This is a genomic window from Streptomyces sp. NPDC033216 (assembly GCF_055577115.1).
Genome location: NZ_JBVIQK010000034.1, coordinates 29,338 through 48,511, shown reverse-complemented (window position 1 = coordinate 48,511; position 19,174 = coordinate 29,338). Strand labels below are relative to the sequence as shown.

Here is a 19,174-nt window from a genome sequence, read left to right as displayed (position 1 = left end):
GCCCTCCCTCCCCCCCCCCTCCCCCCCCCTCCCCCCCCCCCCCCCCCCCCCCCCCCCCCCCCCCCCCCCCCCCCCCCCCTCCCCCCCCTCCCCCCCCCCCCCCCCCCCCCCCCCCCCCCCCCCCCCCCCCCCCCCCCCCCCCCCCCCCCCCCCCCCGCGCCCGCCGACGCCGCGGACGGGGCGGCGGTGTTCGAGCCGGTGCTCCGCCCGCTGGTGGGGGCGGCCGTCGCCGAACTGGTCGAACAAGCCGGGGCGAGCGGCGCCGAGCCCGGCGAGGTGGCGGTGTTCGTCCGGGAGTACGCGCGCTGGCTGGCACGGCGGTTGGCCAAGACGGCCGCCCGGACACTGGTCGTCGAGCTCGCCGCCGCGCGGGACGCCGGCAACCTGTCCGGCGCCACCGCGGCGGCCCGGTTCACCGACTTCGCCGTCCGGGCGGGCACCCGGACGGGTCTCACCCGGTTGTTCGCCGGATACCCGGTGCTCGCCCGTCTGCTGGCCCGGACCTGCCTGCACACCGCCCGGTCCGGCGCGGAGCTGCTGGCGCGGCTCGCCGCCGACCGGCGGGAGCTGGCCGACGAGTTGTTCGACGGGCGGGACCCGGGCCCGCTGACCGCCGTGGAGCTGGGGCTCGGGGATCTGCACCAGCGAGGCAGGTCGGTGGCGGTGCTCCGGTTCGCCGGCGGCGGCAGCGCGGTCTACAAGCCGCGGCCGGTCGACCAGCACGCGCTGCTGGACCACATGGCCGGCTGGCTGGACGCCAAGGTGCCGGGCCTGGGGCTGCGCACCCCGCGCTGGGTGGCCGGCGACGGTTACGGGTGGCTGGAGTACATCGACCATCGGACGTGCCGTTCGCTGACCGAGATCGACCGGTTCCACCGTCGGCAGGGCGCGCTGATCGCGCTGGCCTACACCCTCGAAGCGGTGGACCTCCACTACGAGAACCTCCTCGCGCACGGCGACCAGCCCATGCTCGTCGACGTCGAGACACTGCTGCACCCCGTGCTGCGGGAGGGAGGAACCACCCGGCCGGATCCGGCCGCCGGGGCGCACGCCTCCTCGGTGCATCGCACCTGCCTGCTGCCGCAGCTGCTGATGGGCGAGGTCGGCGCGGTCGACGTCTCCGCACTGGGCGGCGCACCGGGTGGACAGTCCCCCAACACCCGGATGGTCTGGCAGGACGCCGGCACGGACGAGATGCGCCTGGTGCGCCGCCCGGCGCCGTTCACCGGCGCGCTGAACCGGCCGTACAGCGCGGCGGCGGCACCCGGGAGCGCCGACCGGCTGGCGGCGGTGCTGGCCGGATTCCGCACCGGGTACGACGCCGTCGTGCTGCACCGCGACGAACTGTCCGGCCCGGCCGGGCCGCTGGCCGCCGGCGCGGACGCGGTCGGCCGTCTCGTGGTCCGCCCGACGATGCTGTACGCCACCCTGCTGGAGGAGGCGACCCATCCGCAGGTGCTGCGCGACGGGCTCGACCGGGACGCCATGTTCGCGATGCTGTGGGCCGAGTCGGACGGCGACCCGGCCCACCAGGCCCTCATCGAGCACGAGATCGCCGACCTGTGGGACGGCGACGTCCCCGTCTTCTTCCACCGGCCCGGCTCGCCGGAGGTCTTCGCCTCGGACGGAAGCCCGGTGGACGGCGTCCTGGACACCTCCGGCCTCGCCTCGGCGCGGGCGAAGCTCGCCGCCATGAGCACCGTCGACCGCCACGCCCAGGAGTGGATCATCTCGGCCACCCTGGCGTCCGCGGAGCCGGGCGCCACCGGACCCCGCCACCGGGTGGGTCGCCGGGCCCGTCCGGCTCCCGCCGCCCTGCCGGGAGCCTCCGCGCTGCTGGCCGCCGCCTCCGGGATCGCCGACGAGATCGCCAGCCGGTCCGTGCGCGGGCGCGGGCGGGTCAACTGGATCGGCCTGGAGGCGGTCGACGACCGCTGGACGGTGCTGCCCATGGGCGCCGGACTGGCCCAGGGGTACAGCGGGGTGGCCCTCTTCCTGGCCCAGCTCGGCGCGCTCACCGGCTCCGTCCGGCACACCGAGCTGGCCCGGGCGGCGCTCGCCCCGGTGCCGGAACTCGTCGCCACGATGGCCGCCGACCCGGCGCTGAGCCGGGCCGTGGGCCCGGGCGGCTTCGAAGGCCTGGGCGGAGTCTGTTACGCCCTCGCACGGGTGGCCACCCTGGTCGACGACGATCTCGCCGGGTGTCTGCCGACGGCGCTGGACGCCTTGGCGCTGGCGGCGCTCGGCGACGACACTCCACCGGACGTGTCGGCCGGTCTGGCCGGAGCGCTCGCCGCCCTGCACGCGGTGCACCGCGAGCGCGGGCTGCCGCAGGCTGCCGACCTCGCCGACCGGGTCGCCGAACGGCTGCTGCGGCTCGCGCCGACCGGCCCGCCCCGCGACGGGGCGCCGGAGCGCTTCGGCTTCGCCTTCGGCGAGGCCGGGATCGGCTGGGCGCTCGCCCGGCACTCCCGGTTCGCCGACGGTCCGTCGGGCGCGCGGGCCGAGAGGGCCGGCCGGACCAGGCTGGCCGCCGCCCTCGCGGCGACGGACCGGCTCGACGCGGGGTGGTGCTCCGGAACGGCCGGCGTCGTGCTGGCGGCGGCCGACGCCGGTTTCCGTCCGCAGCCGGCGGACGACCCGGCTCGGGTCGCGAGCCGCCGGCTCACCGAGCGCCCGCCGGTGGCCGACCTCAGTCTGTGTCACGGCGAGCTGGGCATCGCGGAGGCGGTGGCCGCCCTCGCCGGGCGCGGCGACGCCGGGACACGGAGCAGCCTGACCGGCCGGATCGGCCAGGTCCTCGGACTGCTCCACGACGGAGGGCCACGCTGCGGGACACCGGGGCGCGTACCGACGCCCGGCCTGCTCACCGGGCTGTCGGGCATCGGCTACGCCCTGCTCCGGCTGGGCTTCGCCGACACCGTGCCCTCGGTCCTGCTCCTCGACCCCGCCCAGGGCGGCGGGTGGGGTTGAGCGCCTGGTACCGCCGTCTGCGATCCGGCGCCCGCCGCGCGGGCGCCACGACGACCCTTTCGGACAGCGCGACAGTCAACAACCCTGCTGATCCCAGGTGGGGATCGATTCCCATGGAAGGAATACCCATGTTCCACTTCCCGCAGAGCGGCACCGTCCACGACGAGGCCGCCGGCGCGTCCGCGGCGTCCACCGACCCCGCCGGCGAGATCCGACTGGTCCGCTGGAACGGGGCGTGCGCCCGGACCCGGGCGCTGGCCGGACTGACCCTCGGCAGCGGCGTGGTGGTCGGCCTCGGCTCCACCACCATGACCACCGTGTCGGTGCCCGTCTGACCTGCCGTCACGTAGGGCCCCGTCCGAACAGGTCCGCGACCTTGGTGGGACGGGTGAGTATCATCCGGAAGTATGCGTCTGCGGGCAGCTCATCTCATTGGCCGTGAGGCCGAAGTCACCGAGCTAGGCGAATGGTTGCGGGATCTGAACCGGTCACGCGGAGGCGCGGCGTTTCTGGTCGGAGAAGGAGGGGTCGGCAAGTCGCGGCTGGTCGCCGAGTTGATCGGGTCGGCGCTGAACGCCGGCGTCCGGGTCCTGAGAGGCCGGAGCAGCACCATCGGACCGATGGTGCCGCTCCGGCCTCTCACCGAGGCGCTGATGCCGCTCTCCCGTGGCGGGGTGACACCGGACGAGGCGAGCCTGGGTCCGTACCGCCCGGTGCTCGGCCGACTCATCCCGGGCTGGAGCACCGCCACCTCCGACCAGGGATCGACGGTGGTGCTCGCCGAGGCGGTCCTGCGACTGCTCGCCTCCGCCGGCCGGGAGAACGGATGCCTGCTGGTGCTGGAGGACCTGCACGACGCCGACACCGAGACGCTCGCCGTCGTCGAGTACCTGGTGGACAACCTCGAACAGCAGCCGCTGATGCTGGTGGCGACCGTCCGGTCGGAGCCCGGCGAGGCGCTGCGCCTCGCCGAGTCCGCCGAACGCCGTAGCAGCGGAACGGTGTTCCGGCTGGCACCGCTGGACGCCGAGGAGGTCGGCCGGCTGATCGCTTCCTGCCTGGACACCGAACCCGGCCTGCTGCCCGCCGAGGTGCTCGTCCAGATGTGGGAGGACAGCGCGGGCATCCCGTTCCTGGTCGAGGAGCTCCTCCAGGGGGCGGTCGCCGGCGGCTCGCTCATCCGCGAGGGCGCCGCCTGGCGGGTGATGGGCGACCTCCGGCGCAACATGCCCAGGGCGCTGCTGGAGGGCGCGATCCACCGCATCGACCAACTCGGCCCACAGGGGCGGGCGCTGCTTTCCGCCGCCGCCGTGCTGGGGCGACGGTTCCCCTTGTCGGTACTCCAGTTGATGACCGGCGTCGACGACCGGGACCTGCTCAGCCACCTGCACGCGAGCGTGGCGGCCCAGCTGGTCGCGGCCGACGAACCCGCCCCCGACTGGTACGCCTTCCAACACCCGCTGACCGCCGAGGCGTTGCTCGCGCAGCTCACCCCGACCGCCCGGGCCGCCCTCTCCCACCAGGCCGCGAACGCGATCGAGACCCTGAATCCAGGCTTGCCGGGCGACTGGTGTCCCATGGCGGCGACCCTGCGCGCCGACGCCGGCGACCCCGTCCGGGCCGGTCGGCTGTTCACCGAGGCCGGACGCCGCGCCCTCGCCGACGGCGCGGTCGGATCCGCGGTTGCGTTGCTCGACCGTGCCGAGCGATTACTGGCGCCAGGCGGCGACTCCGCCGCCCGCGCCGAGGCCCTGGAGGCACTGCTGCCCGCGCTCGCGGAGACCGGTGACCTGACCCGCGCGCTCAACCTCACCGGCAGCCTGCGCGAACTCGTCGGGGCCGGCCTGGGCGCGGGCCGACTGGCGGCCCTGCACACCCGCCTCGCGCACGTGGCGTACATGGCGGGTCGCTGGGCCGACGGCAACAACCAGATCGAACGGGCGCGCGCCCTGCTGGAGACGGCGCCGGACGAGGCCCACACCGCGCTGACCGACGTGGTGGAGGCGTACCTGTGCCTCAACATGCCGGGACAGGACCGCACCCAGCGGGCCGAGCGGCTGGCCCGGGCCGCGCTCGGCACCGCCGAGCGGCACGGCCTGGGCCTGGTCGCCTGCCAGGCGTGGGAGCTCCTGGGCATGGTCGCCCGCGAACGCGACCTGTCGGAGGCCAGCACCTACCTGGAACGGGCGACGAGCACCGCCGAGCGGCACAGCCTGCCGCTCCAGCGGATGTACGCGCTCACCCGGCTCGGCGGCATCCGATGGCTGGACGACGGCAGCACCGCCACCCTGGACGAAGCCCGCGCGGAGGCCCGGCGGCTGGGCGCGGTCACCGTCGTCTACGACATCGACGGAATCCTCACCCTGCACGACGTGCTGCGCGGCCGGTTCACCGAGGCCCGGGCGCTGGGCGACGAGACGCTGACCATGGCGGCCCGCCTGAAGCTGACGCCGGTGGTCCGCTACCTGCTGATGACCCGCTCGGTGCTGGCGGCCCACCAGGGCGACCGGACGGCCATGGAGGCGGCCTTGGCCGACTTCAGCCGCTGGGGCGGGAGTTGCTCGCCCGAGGAGCCGCTGGCCCTCGGCCTGGCCCAGGTCTTCTGCGCCCTCCTGGAGGAGGACCGCGACGGGGCGACCCGGACCATGGCCGACCTCCAGGCGCTGGAGGCCGAGAACCCGACCACCTTCCACCTGAGTGGACGGCACGGCCTCGGCCTGCTGCTCGACCTCCTGGACGGCCGGGCCGACCGCGGTCACCTCGACCGGGTGGCCGCCAGCGCCGCAGGCCGGATGCGCTGGAACCGTCACTTCGTCCTGCTCGCCGAGGCCGTCCTGCTCGGCAGGGAGGGCCGACCGGAGGCGGCCGAACGCGCGGCACTTCTCGCCCAGGAGGCAGGTGCCCCGTACCCCACCGCCCGCCACCTCGGGCAGCGGTTGGTCGCCGAGGAGGCCCACGCGCTGAGCTGGGGCGACCCGGAAGGATGGCTGCGGGAGGCCGAACAGCACTTCCGCGAGACCTCCGCCACCGCGGTGGTCGGCGCTTGCCGGACCCTCCTCCGTGCGATCGGCGCGCCGGTGCGCCAGCACCGCACCGGCAGCGACCTGATCCCGCCGGAGCTGCGCCTCAAGGGCATGACGGTCCGCGAGTACGAGATCTTCCAGCTGATGGCCAACCGCCCCAGCAACAAGGACATCGCCGCCCGGCTCTACATCTCGCCGCGCACCGTCGAGAAGCACGTCGCAAGCCTGATCGCCAAGACCGGGCTGCTGAGCCGCTCGCAGCTCTGCGCCCTGGCAGCGGCGGAGCAGCCCTGACGGTCGGGCAGGCACCCCGCCCCGGAGCGAGGGTGGTGACCCGGTGGCCCGCCGGGAGGGTCGCGCCATTGGGGGCCGACAATGGTGTTTTCGCCGCTTTAGGGTCCGCGCCCCGGCGACCGCAACCCTCTCCGACGACGTCGCCGCGCCCTGGCCGACGGGGTCGACCCGCGGCGGCTCGCCGACGGCTACGACCCGCACGACCGGCCCGCGTGCCCTGCGGGAGACCCGCGTCGTCACCGGCCGTCACACGGCCCGGACCCGAAACGGCGACCGGTTGGACGAGGCCCACGTGAAGCTGCTCACCGGCGGGCACCGTATCCCGGCCCGCCGAAAGGCCAGGACCCCGAGGGGCTGAGGAGCTGCACGACCCCGACCTCGGCGGCCCGCTCCGGCATCACCTGCCTAGCGCACCGCGGTGAGCGTGGCGTAGACGACGACGTTGCCCTGGTAACCGGTGTCCTTGGTGTAACCGCCGCCGCAGGTGATCACCCGTAGTTCAGCCTGGTCCGAACTGCCGTAGACCTTCTCGTCGGGGAATCGTTCCTTGTCGTAGACCTCGACTGCGTCGACGGTGAAGACGGCCGTGCGCCGGTCTGTCCGGTCGATCTCGATCGTGTCGCCCTTGGTGACGGAGCCAAGGTTGTAGAAGACCCCTGGGCCCCCGGTGGGCAGGTCGACGTGTCCCGTGGTGACGGCTGTCCCGACGGATCCCGGGGACGTGCCCCCGCCGTACCAGCCGGCGAGCCTCGGATCGTCGGCCGGTGGGGGCTGGAGCGCCCCCGACGCGTCGAGGCCCAGCCTGCCCACCGGTGCGTCCACGCCGATGGCGGGAATCCGAAGCCGCACGGGTGGTGCCGGCGGCAGCGGCTGAAGGGCCAGGTCTGCCGCTGGGGCAGGGGGAGCGACGGTGGGAGCCGCCGGCGTGGAGAACGCCTGGCCCGCCGAAGGCTGCGGTGGCTGCCCCTCGTGCAGCGCACCGCCGACCAGTAGCGCACCCAGTACCAAAGTCCAGGTCACAAGCTTCACCGACGGGACGTACGGGGGCGAGGAAGCGCGGGTTCGATGCCCGGGGGCCGTCATTTTCCAGCCTCTTGCTCACAACCGGGGGAAGGACGGACAGCCTCGCCGTGCGGCTCCGGGTGAGGCGGACCCCAGAAGCCGGTGCGGCGAGAGGCCGAAGGTCATGTGCGGTTCGCCTGCGCGCGGTGACGCACTCGCGCCAGCCAACCCGCAGCGCCTGCGGCCATCAGCACCCCGCCCACGGCGAGCTGCGCGGCTGTGCTGCCGGTGTCTCCGAAGCCGGCCTCGACGGCACCCTGGGGCTGGCGCACCGCCAGGGTGTACGAATCGGTGAGCTTCACCCGCGGCGGGCATTTGACGGTGACGGTGTCGGTGGTGGCCTCGGTTCCTTCCGGCACCGCGAACTGGCCCGTGAGGACGCCCTTCCTCTCCCCTTCGAAGAGGTGGAACGCTCCCGCCACGTCCGACTCGCCCTTGCCGTAGGTCACGTCCGCGCCGCACGCGGTGGTGCTGACAGTGACCGTGGAACCGGAAGACCCCGGTCGCGAGCGGATGTCGAGACGTGAGTCACCGGCGGCGGCAGCGACCGGACCCTGCAACACCAGGACACCGACCACCAGCCCGATTCCAATGCCGACATGTTTGCTGCCCAAGGGATCCTCCAATGACACTGCGTCCGGCTCGTCTGCACGGAGCCTCACATCCATTCCACCGATAAAGCGATTTACGCCCTGTCACCCCCCGCACCGTGGCAGCCGGACGCACGATTCACCCAGCAGGCCTACCCATCACCTGACCACGAGCGTTCGTGCCACCACCTGAGGCGCCGCGGTTGCCTTCAGCCAGGTTGGAAGAATGCGAGCAATTTCTGGGCGGCGTCCGGCGACAACAGCAATTCCTGCATGTCGCGGACATCCGTGCGTCAGCACTGGTGCGTTCGAACGTCTCGCGTTCGTATTCTTTGACGGCGGCGGGAAGCCGTCGGGGTGTGCGGCCGGCGCGAGACCGAGCAGGGCTCCGTCGAGCAGCGCCATGTTGGCGCCCTCTCCCACCGGTGGCATCAGGTGCGCGGCATCGCCGGGCAGCGTGACGCCTGGCGTCGACGGCCGGGTCAGGCTGACCGCGAGAGTGGTGATCGGCCGCGGCCCGACGCCTCCTGACGCGTCTGCCCCGGTGTCGGCCGGACCACCGATGACACCTCAACTTCCGGTAGCACCCATCGACCAGGCGGACTCCGGCCGCGCCGCCTCCGGGAGGAGGACGGGGTTCCCGGTCCCGCAAGGGCGGAGGGCGCCGGGGCGCTCGATCGGCGGAGACCGCGGCGGCGGGCGGGCTCCCGGCGTCGATGAGGGGGCTGCCCTCGTCGGAGCGCGGTGTCAGCTGCCGCCCCAGGCCTGATCGGCCGCCACCCGCGCTCGGGTCTCATCGACGGGAGAAGAGACGGTGATGCCCTACAGCCGATTCTCCCCGACCAGGACCGCCCGCGAGTGGAGCACTGCGGTCGTCTCTGCTGCTCACCTGCTGCTCAGAAGCCCTTGACGAAGTCGAGGACGTACCACTTGTTCGTGGTGGCGTTGTAGATCGCGGTGAGGAAGTCACGTTTGCCGGCCGTCGTGGTGAGGGTGACGGTGGGGATGCTGGTGCCCCGGACGAAGATCGAATTGAGGGTGAGGGTGCGGTTTCCGGTGGCGTCCTGGATGAGTTCCCAGGTGACGCGTTGGCCGTTGGTGGGGTTGGTGGGTGCGCCCAGGGTTCTGTTGCCCGCCAGGGTGACGCGGAAGAGATCGCCGAGGGCCGCGTTGGTGGCGATGGTGGGGGCGTCGGCGAGTATGACGGGGGCGGGGTTGACCTTGGCGTCGACGTAGTCCTTGCGCGTCAGATGGTCGGCCGAGGTCGGCGCGGTACCCGAGGAGACGGTGCCCTCGTAGTAGGCGGAGTCCGCGCCGTAGACGAAGCCGGTGGCGACCGTGCCGCCGGCGGTGTCGTTGATGATGTTGGTGGCGCCCGCCAGTGACAGGGGTTCCACGTTGCTGAAGTCACCGAGGGTGGCCGAGCAGCCGGAGTCGACCTTGATCGAGTTGACCGCCGCACCGGTGGGTGTGTTCTCGGCGAAGCCGAGGATGCTGACCCCTCGCGCGCCGCCGGTGACCCAGATGCTGACGTTGGGGCTGTCGTAGGTGAAGGAGTTGAACAGGCCTACACCGATCGCCGCGTTGACCTTCCAGCTGTAGCCGTCGTATCCGGTGCCCCGGTTGACCGCGGACTCGGCTCCACACCCCGTGAAGCTGATGCCCTGGCTTCCGACGCCGGTCACCTCGTAGCCGATGCCGCAGTGGTCCGCGGCGCAGCCGACGAAGGAACAGTAGGCCATCGTGTCGAGACGGAAGCCGGCGTTGGTGACGATGTCGGCGTAGCAGGAGATGAACGAGCAGCTCGTGCCTGCCGCACCTGCGGAGACACCGTGGATGTCCCAGCCGTGATTGCCGTTGTTGGCCGAGGTCACGCCGGTGAAGGTGGACACGATCGGGTTGGACAACTCGATGCCGGTGTTGCCGAAGAACTTCACCGTCACCCGTGAAAACGTCAGCGAGACGGTCGCGGGGTTCGCCGATCGCGTCAGCAGGATTCCCTTTCCGCTGCCGCTGCCCGGTCCTCGGACCGTGAGATCGTGGACGGTCAGCCTCGTGATGTCCGTGCCCGTGAGGCCGTTGGCCGTTGTGCTGCTCTGCGCGATGACCGACGAGCCGTCACTGACGCCTTGGAGGATCAGGTTGGAGCGCGTCACCAACGCGGAGGAGATTTTGTAGGTGCCCGCCGGGAAGACGACCGTTCCGCCGGAGGAAGGCACCGCGTTGATCGCGGATTGGATTGCGGTGGTGTCATCGGTGACACCATTGGCGGTCGCACCGTAATCCAGGACGTTGAACCAGTAACTGGTGGCCATGGTGATCTCCGTCGCTTGTCTCGTCGACGCGGGGTGCTGAATCGGGGCCACAGGAAACCGGGCTCGGCCGTCGACCGTGCAAAGAGCCGAAGAGCCGAAGAGCCGGCTCAACGGAGGGTTTCAAGGAGGGTGGCCCCCGGCAGAGCAGTCCGTTCCCCGGGGACGGGCTGCATGACCGGCTGCTCACGGACAGGCGCGGCACGATGACCGACACGCCGACCGATTACGCCAATGATGCGAATGATGACGCCCTGTCAGGGTAGTGGCTCCGGCACGGGCCCGTGAAGGCTTTCGCCTATTCGTACATGTGTCCCTTGGTTTGGAGACCGACGACGCCGGTACCGTGTCCGGCACCTGCCTGCCCCTTCGCCTGTCGTGGCCGCGTGGCGGTGGCAGCCCGGTCCGGACGACTTCGTCCTCCATCGCGCGTGTGCGGACTCCCCTGCTGTGGCTCCCGGCCCTCTGGATGCGGTGGGGCGGGCGTCATCGGGCGGGCCAGCCGGGACGCCCAGTGCGCTGGCCCTTCTCAGGGCTCGCTGTGCAGCGTGCCGTCCACCACGGTGACGGCCCGCCCGGAGAGCAACACCCGGTCGCCGCTCACTTCGCAGGCGACCCGTCCGCCGCGTACCGAGGCCTGGTACCCGGTCACCCTGGTCCGGCCGAGCCGTTTGGCCCAGTACGGAGCGAGCGCCGTGTGGGCGCCTCCGGTGACCGGGTCCTCCGGGATGCCGGCGGCTGGGCAGAAGTTGCGGGAGACGAAGTCGTAGTCGGCTGTGGAGTCGGCCGCGGGCGCGGTGACCGTCACGCTACGAACGGGCAGTCGGCCCACGGCGGCGAGGTCGGGGGTGAGGACGCGCACGGCGTGCTCGTCGGGCAGGATGACCAGAGCCTTGTCGAGGTTCGCGGCCTCGAACACCGATGTCACTGTGTGTCCGAGAGCGGCCTCCAGGCCGGGCAGCGGCTCGGTGGGGACGGGCGGACTCGCGGGGAGGTCGAGCGTGATCGAGCCGTCCGCCTCCAGCCGGGCTCGCAGCACGCCACTACGGGTGGCGAAGCGTACCCAGCCGTCGTCGAGCGGCCCGTCCCTGTGCAGCGCGTGGACCGTGGCCAACGTGGCGTGCCCGCAGAGGCGGGCCTCCTCCACCGGGGTGAACCAGCGCAGTGCCCAGTCCGTCTCGCCCTGGCCGGGCTGCGGCAGGACGAAGGCGGTCTCGGACAGGTTCACCTCCGCGGCGACCTGGCGCATCCAGGCATCCTCGGGCCAGCCCGGCCCGGCCAGCAGGCAGACGGCGGCAGGGTTGCCCGCGAAGGGGCGGTCGGTGAACGCGTCGATGATCCGGATCCGCATACGGCGAAGGTAAGCATCCGGCACCTTCTCGAAAAGGGTCAATCCAACCCCGGTGGACTGGTTCTCGCCCACCCGGCGCAGCCGGACGGACAACCGGCCGCGCCGCTCGGCCGGTTGCTGACACGAAGGACGCGTGCCGGACGCGGCGGCCGAGGAAGCGGAGGTCGACCGGTCAAACACGCTGACAGCGCCACCTCCAAGCGACCGACAGCCGACGCAGAGACAGGCCATGCCCGCCCGGGTAGCCCGTCGGTGCTGTCCTTGGGCGTGGCTTGCTTGACCAGCCGGGCGGCCCCCAGCAGAGTCGGGCTGCGGCACCACAGCCGTCTCACTCTGCCGGCCGGTCCGCCCGTCCACGGGTGGCCAACGGGATGGCCCTGACATCCAGGAGTGACTCGTCCGATGGTCCTCGACCTGGTTGTGATCGGTATGGCCGTCACCCTGGGGCCATTGCACAACAGCGCCTTCATCCTGCTGCTCGCCTCACGGCGCGGCGTTCGCCAGGGCCTGGCGTTCCTGGTGTCGTGGCTGGCCAACCTGATCGCGGTGATCGCCTGCGTGGTACTGCTGACGGGCGGTCAGCCCCCTGCCCGTCACAGCGCGCCCTCGACTGCCGCGATCGCCGCGAAACTCGCCATCGGCCTGACACTGGTGCTGTACGGCGCGTACCGGCACCGCAGGCCGCCCCGCCCCCACGGCCCGCCACGCTGGGTCGCCCGGGTCGGCGACGCCTCCCCGGTCGCGGCAGCCGGTCTGGCATGGCTGTTACAACCCTGGGCGCTCGTCGGCGCCGGCGCCGCGACCGCTGTCGACGCGAACCTCTCTGGCCTCGCCGACTGGCTCGCACTGACCGGCTACTGTCTGCTGGCCACACTCAGCCTCATCGTCATGGAGCTGTACGTGGTCAGGACACCCGAGGTCGCGAACGCCCGGTTGAACGCCTTGCGGAGCCGGCTGGAGCAGCGTCAGGAACCGCTGGTCGTCACGCTCTCCCTGCTCCTCGGCCTGTGGCTGACGGCCCGGAGCATCGCCGAACTGGTCGCCTGACACAGACGGCCCCGGCGGCGACACCCCAGGGGAAGTCGCGCGCGTCCTGCATCACCGGCAACCCGACCCTGCCGGCAGGGAGAGTACGAACTGACGGCACGTGATGCCCCGGTGGATGCCTTCTGGTCGATCATGCTGTACGACGCGGATGGATTCTTCCGGGCCAATGACCTTGACGCGTACAGCGTCAACAGTGTCACCGGGATGCCCGACAGCGACGGGCCGATCACCGTCCGATTCGGCGGCTGCACCGAGGGCCGCGCCGACTGTCTGCCGATCATGGAGGGCTGGAATCACCTGATCCGGCTCTACCGCACACGGAAAGAAATCCTCGACGGCTCCTGTACCTTCCCCGCCATCGCCGCTCGAAGGCGGGAAGGAACTTTCGGGGCAGGCCGTCAGGCTCACCGACGACAGGTGCATCCGGCGTCTGAGTGAGCCGGGCGCCGAACGCGAACGGTGGCAGTCGGCCGCCTGCTGGGCGGCCTCGCTACCGACTTCGTGCGCCGACACGCGGCGCAAGCTGCGGATACGAGCGCCCCCGGCCGGATGGTGCGCGCAGACGACCGGGCCCGCGGGGACCGGTCTCCGGCACGCTGGGAGAAGGGGGCATCCAGTCCGTGCGCCGGCTGACGCCGGAATTGTCCCCGAGCCTCGGTCGATGTGACGCACCACGGGGGTCTGAGCGCTGCGCCTGTCGTTCACTCCGACGGTCGCCGAACGCTCGCGCTCGGCCATGGGCGGGGTTGTGCTGGCATGGAACCCACAGCACGAGAGGGTCGAGTCATGCCGAACGGCGGATCAGCGGGTCCCGGCGGTGAACGACCTGACGCGTCGAGCGCCGACGAGCGCTCCGAGCTGGAGCGGCTACGCGCACGTATCACCGCTCTGGAGGCCGACAAGAGGGCCCGGGCTGCCCCTCACCGCTGGCGGTCCTTCTTCTCTGTGCTGCTCATCGTCACGGGTTGCGTCCTTGCCCCGCTGGCCGTTGTCGCGGCCTGGACGGCGGACGAGATCGGCGACACGGACCGATACATCGACACGGTCGCCCCGCTCGCCTCCGATCCCGACATCCAGGCGGCCGTCGCGGACCGGGTCACGAACGCGGTGATGCTACACATCGGTCTGCCCACCCTGCTGAAGGGGGTGGCGCCGACCGACCGGCCGCTCGCCGAGAAGGCCCTCGGCAGACTGGGCGACTCACTGGAGAGCGCCATCCGCAGCTTCGTCCACGACAAGTCGGAGGAGATCATCTCCTCCGACACCTTCGAGGACTTCTGGACCGATGCCAACCGCCGGATCCACTCCTCCGTCGACGAAGCGCTGACGGGCAGTCGCAGCGGCGCAGTGAAGATCGACAACGACTCTGTCACCGTCGACCTCGGTCCGGTCGTCGACCAGGTCAAGCAGCGCCTCATCGACGACGGAATGGCCGCGGCCGCAGAGATCCCTGAAGTGCACACCGACCTCACGGTGCTGCGAGCCGACGACATCGGCAAGGTCAAGACGTACTTCCGGATCCTGCAGATGGTCGGGTTCTGGCTGCCCGTACTCTCCGTGCTGCTCATCGCCGCCGGGGTTTTGCTGTCCATGCACCGCCGCCGCGTTCTGGTGACCGCCGCGCTCGCCTTCGCCTTCGCCCTGCTGCTGCTCGGTGCGGGGCTGACCGTCTTCCGCGTGGCGTATCTGAACGCGCTGCCGGACACCGTCTCGCAGGCCGCTGCCGCGTCCGTCTACGACGCTCTCACACGCTACCTGCGCACCACGGTCCGCATGGCGGTGACGGTCGCCGTGGTGGCCGCCCTGGCTGCCTGGCTGAGCGGGCACGGCCGACGGGCGACGTTCGTACGGCGATCGTGGCACTCCGGCATCGGCTCCGTCCGCGCCACCGCCGACCGCGCGGGTATGCGCACCGGTCCGGTCGGACCGTTCGTCCGGCGCCACCGACAATGGATCATCTGGGTCCTGGTGGGTCTGGCCGTACTCACCTCCATCCTGTGGAGCTACCCGACCGCCCTGGTGATCGTCGGCATCGCACTGGTATGGCTCCTCGCGGCCGCCCTGGTGGAGTTCCTCGCGGGGAACCCACAGGAAGGACGCGCACGTGCGGCTGATGATTCACCGGCGCGACCGACCGGCTGAGGACGGTCCGTCTCCAGGAGGTGCGAGGTACGTGCGGGGCGCTGGACTGCCGCAGAGGGGCATTCCCGTCGTCGTGCCGGCGGCCACCACCACGGGCAGCGGCCGGATCGCGCCCCGGCCGTCGATCCGCTCGGGAGGAGGGGCCGTGAGCGAAGGCCTTGCTGATCGGCGGTTGCCCGTCGGCGGCTCGGGGACGGCGAACGGCCCGTGTACCCGGGGGAAGCGGTGTCAGCGCCTCAGTCGGCGCACCCAGTCCTGCGGCACCCGGCCCGCCGGACCCGGGGCCGGCTGTTCTGCGGGGTGACTGCCGGGCGGCGCGAGTTCCGCGCCGATCTCCAGGATCTCCTTGCCGACGAAGTTCCAGAACCAGTCCTCGCCGGGCTCAAAGCTCTGCACGACGGGGTGTCCGGTGGCTCGGTAGTGGGCTGTCGCGTGCTGGGAGGGGGAGCTGTCGCAACAGCCGACGTGGCCACATGCGGCGCAGCGCCTGAGATGGAACCACCAACCGTTGGTCGCTTCGCATTCGGCACAGCCGGTGCCGCTCGGCGGGGCGGTGCGGTCGATGGCGGGATGGCTGCTCACTGAGACTCCTTGGGGTTGTGTGCGGGGGCGGTGAGGGGGAGCAGAACCCGGAAGCGGGTGTCGCCTGGTACGGACTCGACCTGGAGGTCGCCGTGATGTTTGTTGACCACGATTCGCCAGGCGATGTCGAGGCCGAGCCCGGTGCCTTCTCCCACGGCTTTGGTGGTGAAGAAGGGATCGAAGATTCGATCGCGGATCTCGGCGTCGATGCCGGCACCGGTGTCACGGATCTCGACGAGCAGTTGGTTCTGGACGCGGGCGGTGCGGATGGTGAGCGAGCCCTTGTCGTCGCCGCCGTTCATGGCGGCCAGGGCATTGTCGATCAGGTTGGTCCAGACTTGGTTGAGCTCGGCGGCGTATGCCGGTACGGCCGGCAGCGTCCTGTCGTATTCCTTGATGACCGTGATGCGTGGACCGATCTTGCTGGACAGCATCAGCACGGTGCTGTCGAGCAGCTCGTGTACGTCGACCGGACGGTAGGGCGCTCGGTCCAGCTGCGCGTATTGCTTGGCGCCGTCCACGAGGTGCGAGATGCGTGCCGTCGATTCCGTGATCTCGTTCATCAGCAGCTCGCTCTCGATGGTCCCGCTGAGCCAGCCGATCACTGCCGGCAGGGCGGCCTGGTCGATCTTCGCTGCGATGTGTTCCAGCCAGGCGTCGTCCAGACCGGCCTGGGCGAGGGCCGGCGCGATCTGCCAGCTGTTTTCGATGCCGTGATCGTCGAGCCAGTCGGTGAGGGTGTCTTCCCGGTCGGCGGCTTCCAGCGGGCCGAGTCGCGGTGCCTTGGCGACCCGTTCGGCCGTCTGCTGCTGCACGTCGATCAGCACAGCGCTCGTGGTCGTCGTCAACTGGCCCCCGGCGATCACAGCGAGGTCGTGGCGCATGGCGGCTACCCGCTCCCGCAGCGTGGCGACCGCTCTGGTGGCCGCGGCGGCCGGGTTGTTGAGTTCGTGGGTGAGCCCCGCCGACAGCGACCCGAGTGCCAGGAGTCGTTCGCGCTGACCGATGGCCTGCTGGGTGTTCTTCACTCCGAAGAAAAGCCCTTCCAGCAGGTGGACGGCCATGGGGAACCATTCCCGCACGATGTTGGCGAAGGTCTCGGCGGGCAGCACGAAGAACCTCGTCGGCTCGGTGACGCGCAGGGTGTTGTTGTAGACCTGTGGTGTCCGGTCCCCGAGGTATGCCTGCATGGCGCCGGCGTAGACGCCGCGTCGTGAGGTGCGGTTGACCTCGACGTCGTCGCGGCCGACTCTGCGGTACATCACCACGGTGCCCTCGAGCAGCACGTAGAAGCAGGTCGCCGGCCGTCCCTCGATGTAGAGGACGCCAGGGTCGAACAGCTCGACTCGCCCGGCGGCGCACAGGCACGCGAGCTGTTCGGGGGCGAGCCTGTCGAAGAGGAACAGCTGCTCGATCTCCTGGACGTCGCAGGGCAGGGAGCTGCTCATGACTGCTCCAGGTAGCGATGGACCAGCATGACGGCCATGGCACCCTCGCCGACCGCCGAGGCGACGCGCTTGGCTGACTCCGCGCGCGCGTCACCGGCGACGAACACCCCTGGGATGCTGGTCTCCAGGTGATACGGGGGCCGGTCCGGTTCCCAGCTGGCCGGGTGACTTCCCTCCGGGCTCAGGTCGGGTCCTGCCAGGATGAAGCCGCGGTCGTCGCGCAGGACGGTGTCGCGGAGCCAGTCGGTCAGCGGGGCGGCGCCGATGAAGACGAACAGCCAGTGCGTGTCGACGATGTCGCTCTGGCCCGTCCGGGTGTCGCGCAGGGTGAGCTGTCTCAGGTGATCCGTACCGTGGGCGGAGTCGACGACCGTGTGGCAGCGCACGCGAATGTTGGCTGTCTGCTCGATCTGCTGGATGAGGTAATGCGACATCGATGCCGTCAGAGACGTCCCGCGCACCAGGAGGGTCACCGACTTGGCTGTACGCGAAAGGTGCATCGCGGCTTGTCCGGCCGAGTTGGCGCCGCCCACGACGTACACCTCGTGGCCCTCACAGGACGCGGCTTCGGTCAGAGCCGAGCCGTAGTACACCCCGCAGCCTGCCAGGGCGTCGGCGCCCGGCGCAGGCAGCTGACGGTAGGACACTCCCGTGGCGAGAATGACGCTGCGCGCGGCGATCCCGGAGCCGTCGGAGAATCGTATGACGCGAGCGGGGCCCTTGGCTTCGAGTCTGGTCACTTCACGCGCCGTGAGGATCTCCGCGCCGAACTTGGCCGCCTGCCGCCGCGCTCGGTCGGTCAGCTGAGCTCCGGACACGCCGTCGGGAAAGCCCAGGTAGTTTTCGATGCGTGAGCTCTGTCCGGCCTGCCCTCCGGTTGCGGACCGTTCGACCAAGACGGTGCGTAGTCCCTCTGATGCGCCGTAGACGGCTGCGCCGAGGCCGGCCGGGCCTCCCCCGATGACGACCAGATCGTAGAAGTCGGTGGCGGGCTCGGTCGCCAGGCCCACTCGCGCGGCCAGGTCGGGTACCTCCGGCTCCACCAGCGGCGTTCCGTCCGGGGTGATCACGATGGGCAGGCGTGATCCGTCCTGGCCCGCGGCGGCCAACAGCCGTCGCGCCTCGGGCTCGTCGGAGGAGTACCACCGGTAGGGCACCTGGTTACGGGCCAGGAAGTCACGGACGTGCGCGGAGCGAGCGGACCAGCGGTGGCCGATGATCTTGATGCTGGGCACGGGCCGGTGGTCACTGGCTCGCCACGCCGTCAACAGGTCGTCGAGGACCGGATAGAACTTCTCCTCCGGCGGGTCCCACGGCTTGAGCAGGTAGTGGTCGAGATCCACCACGTTGATCGCGTCGATCGCCGCGTTGGTGTCCGCGTAGGCGGTCAGCAGGACGCGGCGGGCGCCCGGGTATACGTCCATGGCCTGCTCGAGGAATTCGATACCGTTCATGTTCGGCATGCGGTGGTCAGCCAGGATCACGGCCACCTGGTCGCCGCGCAGCTTCAACTCCCTGAGTGCTTCGAGGGCCGTCTCACCCGATTCCGCCCGTACGATCCGATGCGAGGCTCCATAGCGTCGGCGCAGGTCCCTGGCGATGGCTCGGGAAACTCCTGGGTCATCGTCTACGGTCATGATGACGGTCCGAGCCGCCTCGGTTTCCTCTGGCACGAGTCCCTCAAATCTTCGGGCAAAACACTTAAGGAATTTCAGGAGCGGCACACACATTCTCTATGATGCGCTCCGCTGTCTCCGCGAGCCAAACTATTTGACCGGGAGAAAGATGGTCGAAGAAGAGTCGTCGAATTTCTTGCGCCTGTCGGGGAGTTGCCTCAATGATGGCCGACCGGCCCTCTTGGGTAGTGGCGACGAGAGCTGTGCGCCTGTCATCGGTGTATTCCTTCCTGACGACCAGACCTCTTCTCTCCATGCGGCTCAATTGATGCGACAGCCGACTCTTCTCCCAGGCCAGACAGTTGACCAGTTCTGAGATAAGCATCCAGCCGTCGCCTGCTGCGGTCTGCGTCAACTCCGTCAACACGGCGAAATCAGCTTCGGAAAGACCGAACTCGACCTGGATGGGCCGCGCTGTCCGGCTGGCCAGCAGCGCACTCATGTGCAGCAGGTTCCGCCACGCCCGCAATTCCATTACCGACAACGAGGACGGTCTATTGTCCATTTGTCCACCATACGAGACGGCGGTTCCATGTGGCCCCGCTGGTCAGAGAAATGCAAGCGATACGCCCGCCGGGGCCGGAGTGGTCACAGAAGGGCTGATCGCCGGATCTTGCGCACCCTCAGAGGATCGCGCTCACTTCACGGCGGATGCCTGCCGCTCTTCCACGCGC

At 70.8% G+C, this 19,174-nt stretch carries 14 protein-coding genes and 1 pseudogene; 6 read left to right on the top strand and 9 right to left on the bottom strand.

The features are described from left to right. Positions 1-186: 186 nt before the first annotated feature. From ACZ5Y0_RS34040 to ACZ5Y0_RS34030, 3 genes are all read left to right on the top strand, one after another. Complete coding sequence (locus tag ACZ5Y0_RS34040) at positions 187-2,973, top strand: type 2 lanthipeptide synthetase LanM family protein (RefSeq protein WP_469132517.1); 2,787 nt, start codon at positions 187-189, stop codon at positions 2,971-2,973. Positions 2,974-3,086: 113 nt separating this feature from the next. After that, entirely contained in the window at positions 3,087-3,308 is a 222-nt protein-coding gene (locus ACZ5Y0_RS34035) for a hypothetical protein (protein ID WP_469132516.1), read from the top strand. A gap of 72 nt (positions 3,309-3,380) precedes the next feature. Continuing rightward, positions 3,381-6,290 (top strand): helix-turn-helix transcriptional regulator, encoded by a 2,910-nt coding sequence (locus tag ACZ5Y0_RS34030; protein WP_469132515.1) that lies wholly within the window; start codon positions 3,381-3,383, stop codon positions 6,288-6,290. Between the two features lie 405 nt (positions 6,291-6,695). Here the strand turns inward: ACZ5Y0_RS34030 and ACZ5Y0_RS34025 are convergent, their stop codons facing one another. The 5 genes and pseudogenes from ACZ5Y0_RS34025 to ACZ5Y0_RS34005 all read right to left on the bottom strand — a co-directional run bounded on the left by ACZ5Y0_RS34025 (position 6,696) and on the right by ACZ5Y0_RS34005 (position 11,605). Further along, positions 6,696-7,310, bottom strand: coding sequence for a class F sortase (locus ACZ5Y0_RS34025; RefSeq protein ID WP_469132524.1), 615 nt, complete (start codon positions 7,308-7,310; stop codon positions 6,696-6,698). Between the two features lie 164 nt (positions 7,311-7,474). Then, entirely contained in the window at positions 7,475-8,020 is a 546-nt protein-coding gene (locus tag ACZ5Y0_RS34020; protein WP_469132514.1) for a sortase, read from the bottom strand. A 131-nt stretch (positions 8,021-8,151) separates the two neighbouring features. Next, positions 8,152-8,464: pseudogene (locus ACZ5Y0_RS34015) on the bottom strand (FAD-dependent monooxygenase); the annotation flags it as partial. Between the two features lie 374 nt (positions 8,465-8,838). Continuing rightward, the gene (locus ACZ5Y0_RS34010; protein ID WP_469132513.1) at positions 8,839-10,257 is read right to left on the bottom strand and encodes a glycosyl hydrolase family 28-related protein; all 1,419 of its coding nucleotides are present in this window, start codon (positions 10,255-10,257) and stop codon (positions 8,839-8,841) included. A 526-nt stretch (positions 10,258-10,783) separates the two neighbouring features. Next, entirely contained in the window at positions 10,784-11,605 is an 822-nt protein-coding gene (locus ACZ5Y0_RS34005; RefSeq protein ID WP_469132512.1) for a PhzF family phenazine biosynthesis protein, read from the bottom strand. Positions 11,606-12,007: 402 nt separating this feature from the next. Between ACZ5Y0_RS34005 and ACZ5Y0_RS34000 the strand changes: the two genes are divergently transcribed. The 3 genes from ACZ5Y0_RS34000 to ACZ5Y0_RS33990 all read left to right on the top strand — a co-directional run bounded on the left by ACZ5Y0_RS34000 (position 12,008) and on the right by ACZ5Y0_RS33990 (position 14,794). Next, a complete protein-coding gene (locus tag ACZ5Y0_RS34000; RefSeq protein WP_469132511.1) occupies positions 12,008-12,652 on the top strand; it encodes a GAP family protein in 645 nt (214 codons plus the stop codon). Between the two features lie 90 nt (positions 12,653-12,742). Next, entirely contained in the window at positions 12,743-13,090 is a 348-nt protein-coding gene (locus tag ACZ5Y0_RS33995) for a DUF1214 domain-containing protein (RefSeq protein WP_469132523.1), read from the top strand. Positions 13,091-13,438: 348 nt separating this feature from the next. After that, entirely contained in the window at positions 13,439-14,794 is a 1,356-nt protein-coding gene (locus ACZ5Y0_RS33990; RefSeq protein ID WP_469132510.1) for a hypothetical protein, read from the top strand. Positions 14,795-15,022: 228 nt separating this feature from the next. Here ACZ5Y0_RS33990 and ACZ5Y0_RS33985 read toward each other — a convergent pair whose 3' ends face one another. The 4 genes from ACZ5Y0_RS33985 to ACZ5Y0_RS33970 form a co-directional block, all read right to left on the bottom strand. Beyond that, a complete protein-coding gene (locus tag ACZ5Y0_RS33985; protein ID WP_469132509.1) occupies positions 15,023-15,376 on the bottom strand; it encodes a UBP-type zinc finger domain-containing protein in 354 nt (117 codons plus the stop codon). After that, the gene (locus ACZ5Y0_RS33980) at positions 15,373-16,824 is read right to left on the bottom strand and encodes an ATP-binding protein (RefSeq protein ID WP_469132508.1); all 1,452 of its coding nucleotides are present in this window, start codon (positions 16,822-16,824) and stop codon (positions 15,373-15,375) included. The genes ACZ5Y0_RS33985 and ACZ5Y0_RS33980 overlap by 4 nt, the downstream gene beginning before the upstream one ends. After that, positions 16,821-18,461 (bottom strand): NAD(P)/FAD-dependent oxidoreductase, encoded by a 1,641-nt coding sequence (locus tag ACZ5Y0_RS33975; protein WP_469132522.1) that lies wholly within the window; start codon positions 18,459-18,461, stop codon positions 16,821-16,823. Before ACZ5Y0_RS33975 ends, ACZ5Y0_RS33980 begins: the two co-directional genes overlap by 4 nt. Positions 18,462-18,525: 64 nt before the next feature. Further along, on the bottom strand, positions 18,526-18,942 hold the full coding sequence (locus ACZ5Y0_RS33970) for a MarR family winged helix-turn-helix transcriptional regulator (protein ID WP_469132507.1): 417 nt from the start codon (positions 18,940-18,942) through the stop codon (positions 18,526-18,528). Positions 18,943-19,174 lie beyond the last annotated feature (232 nt).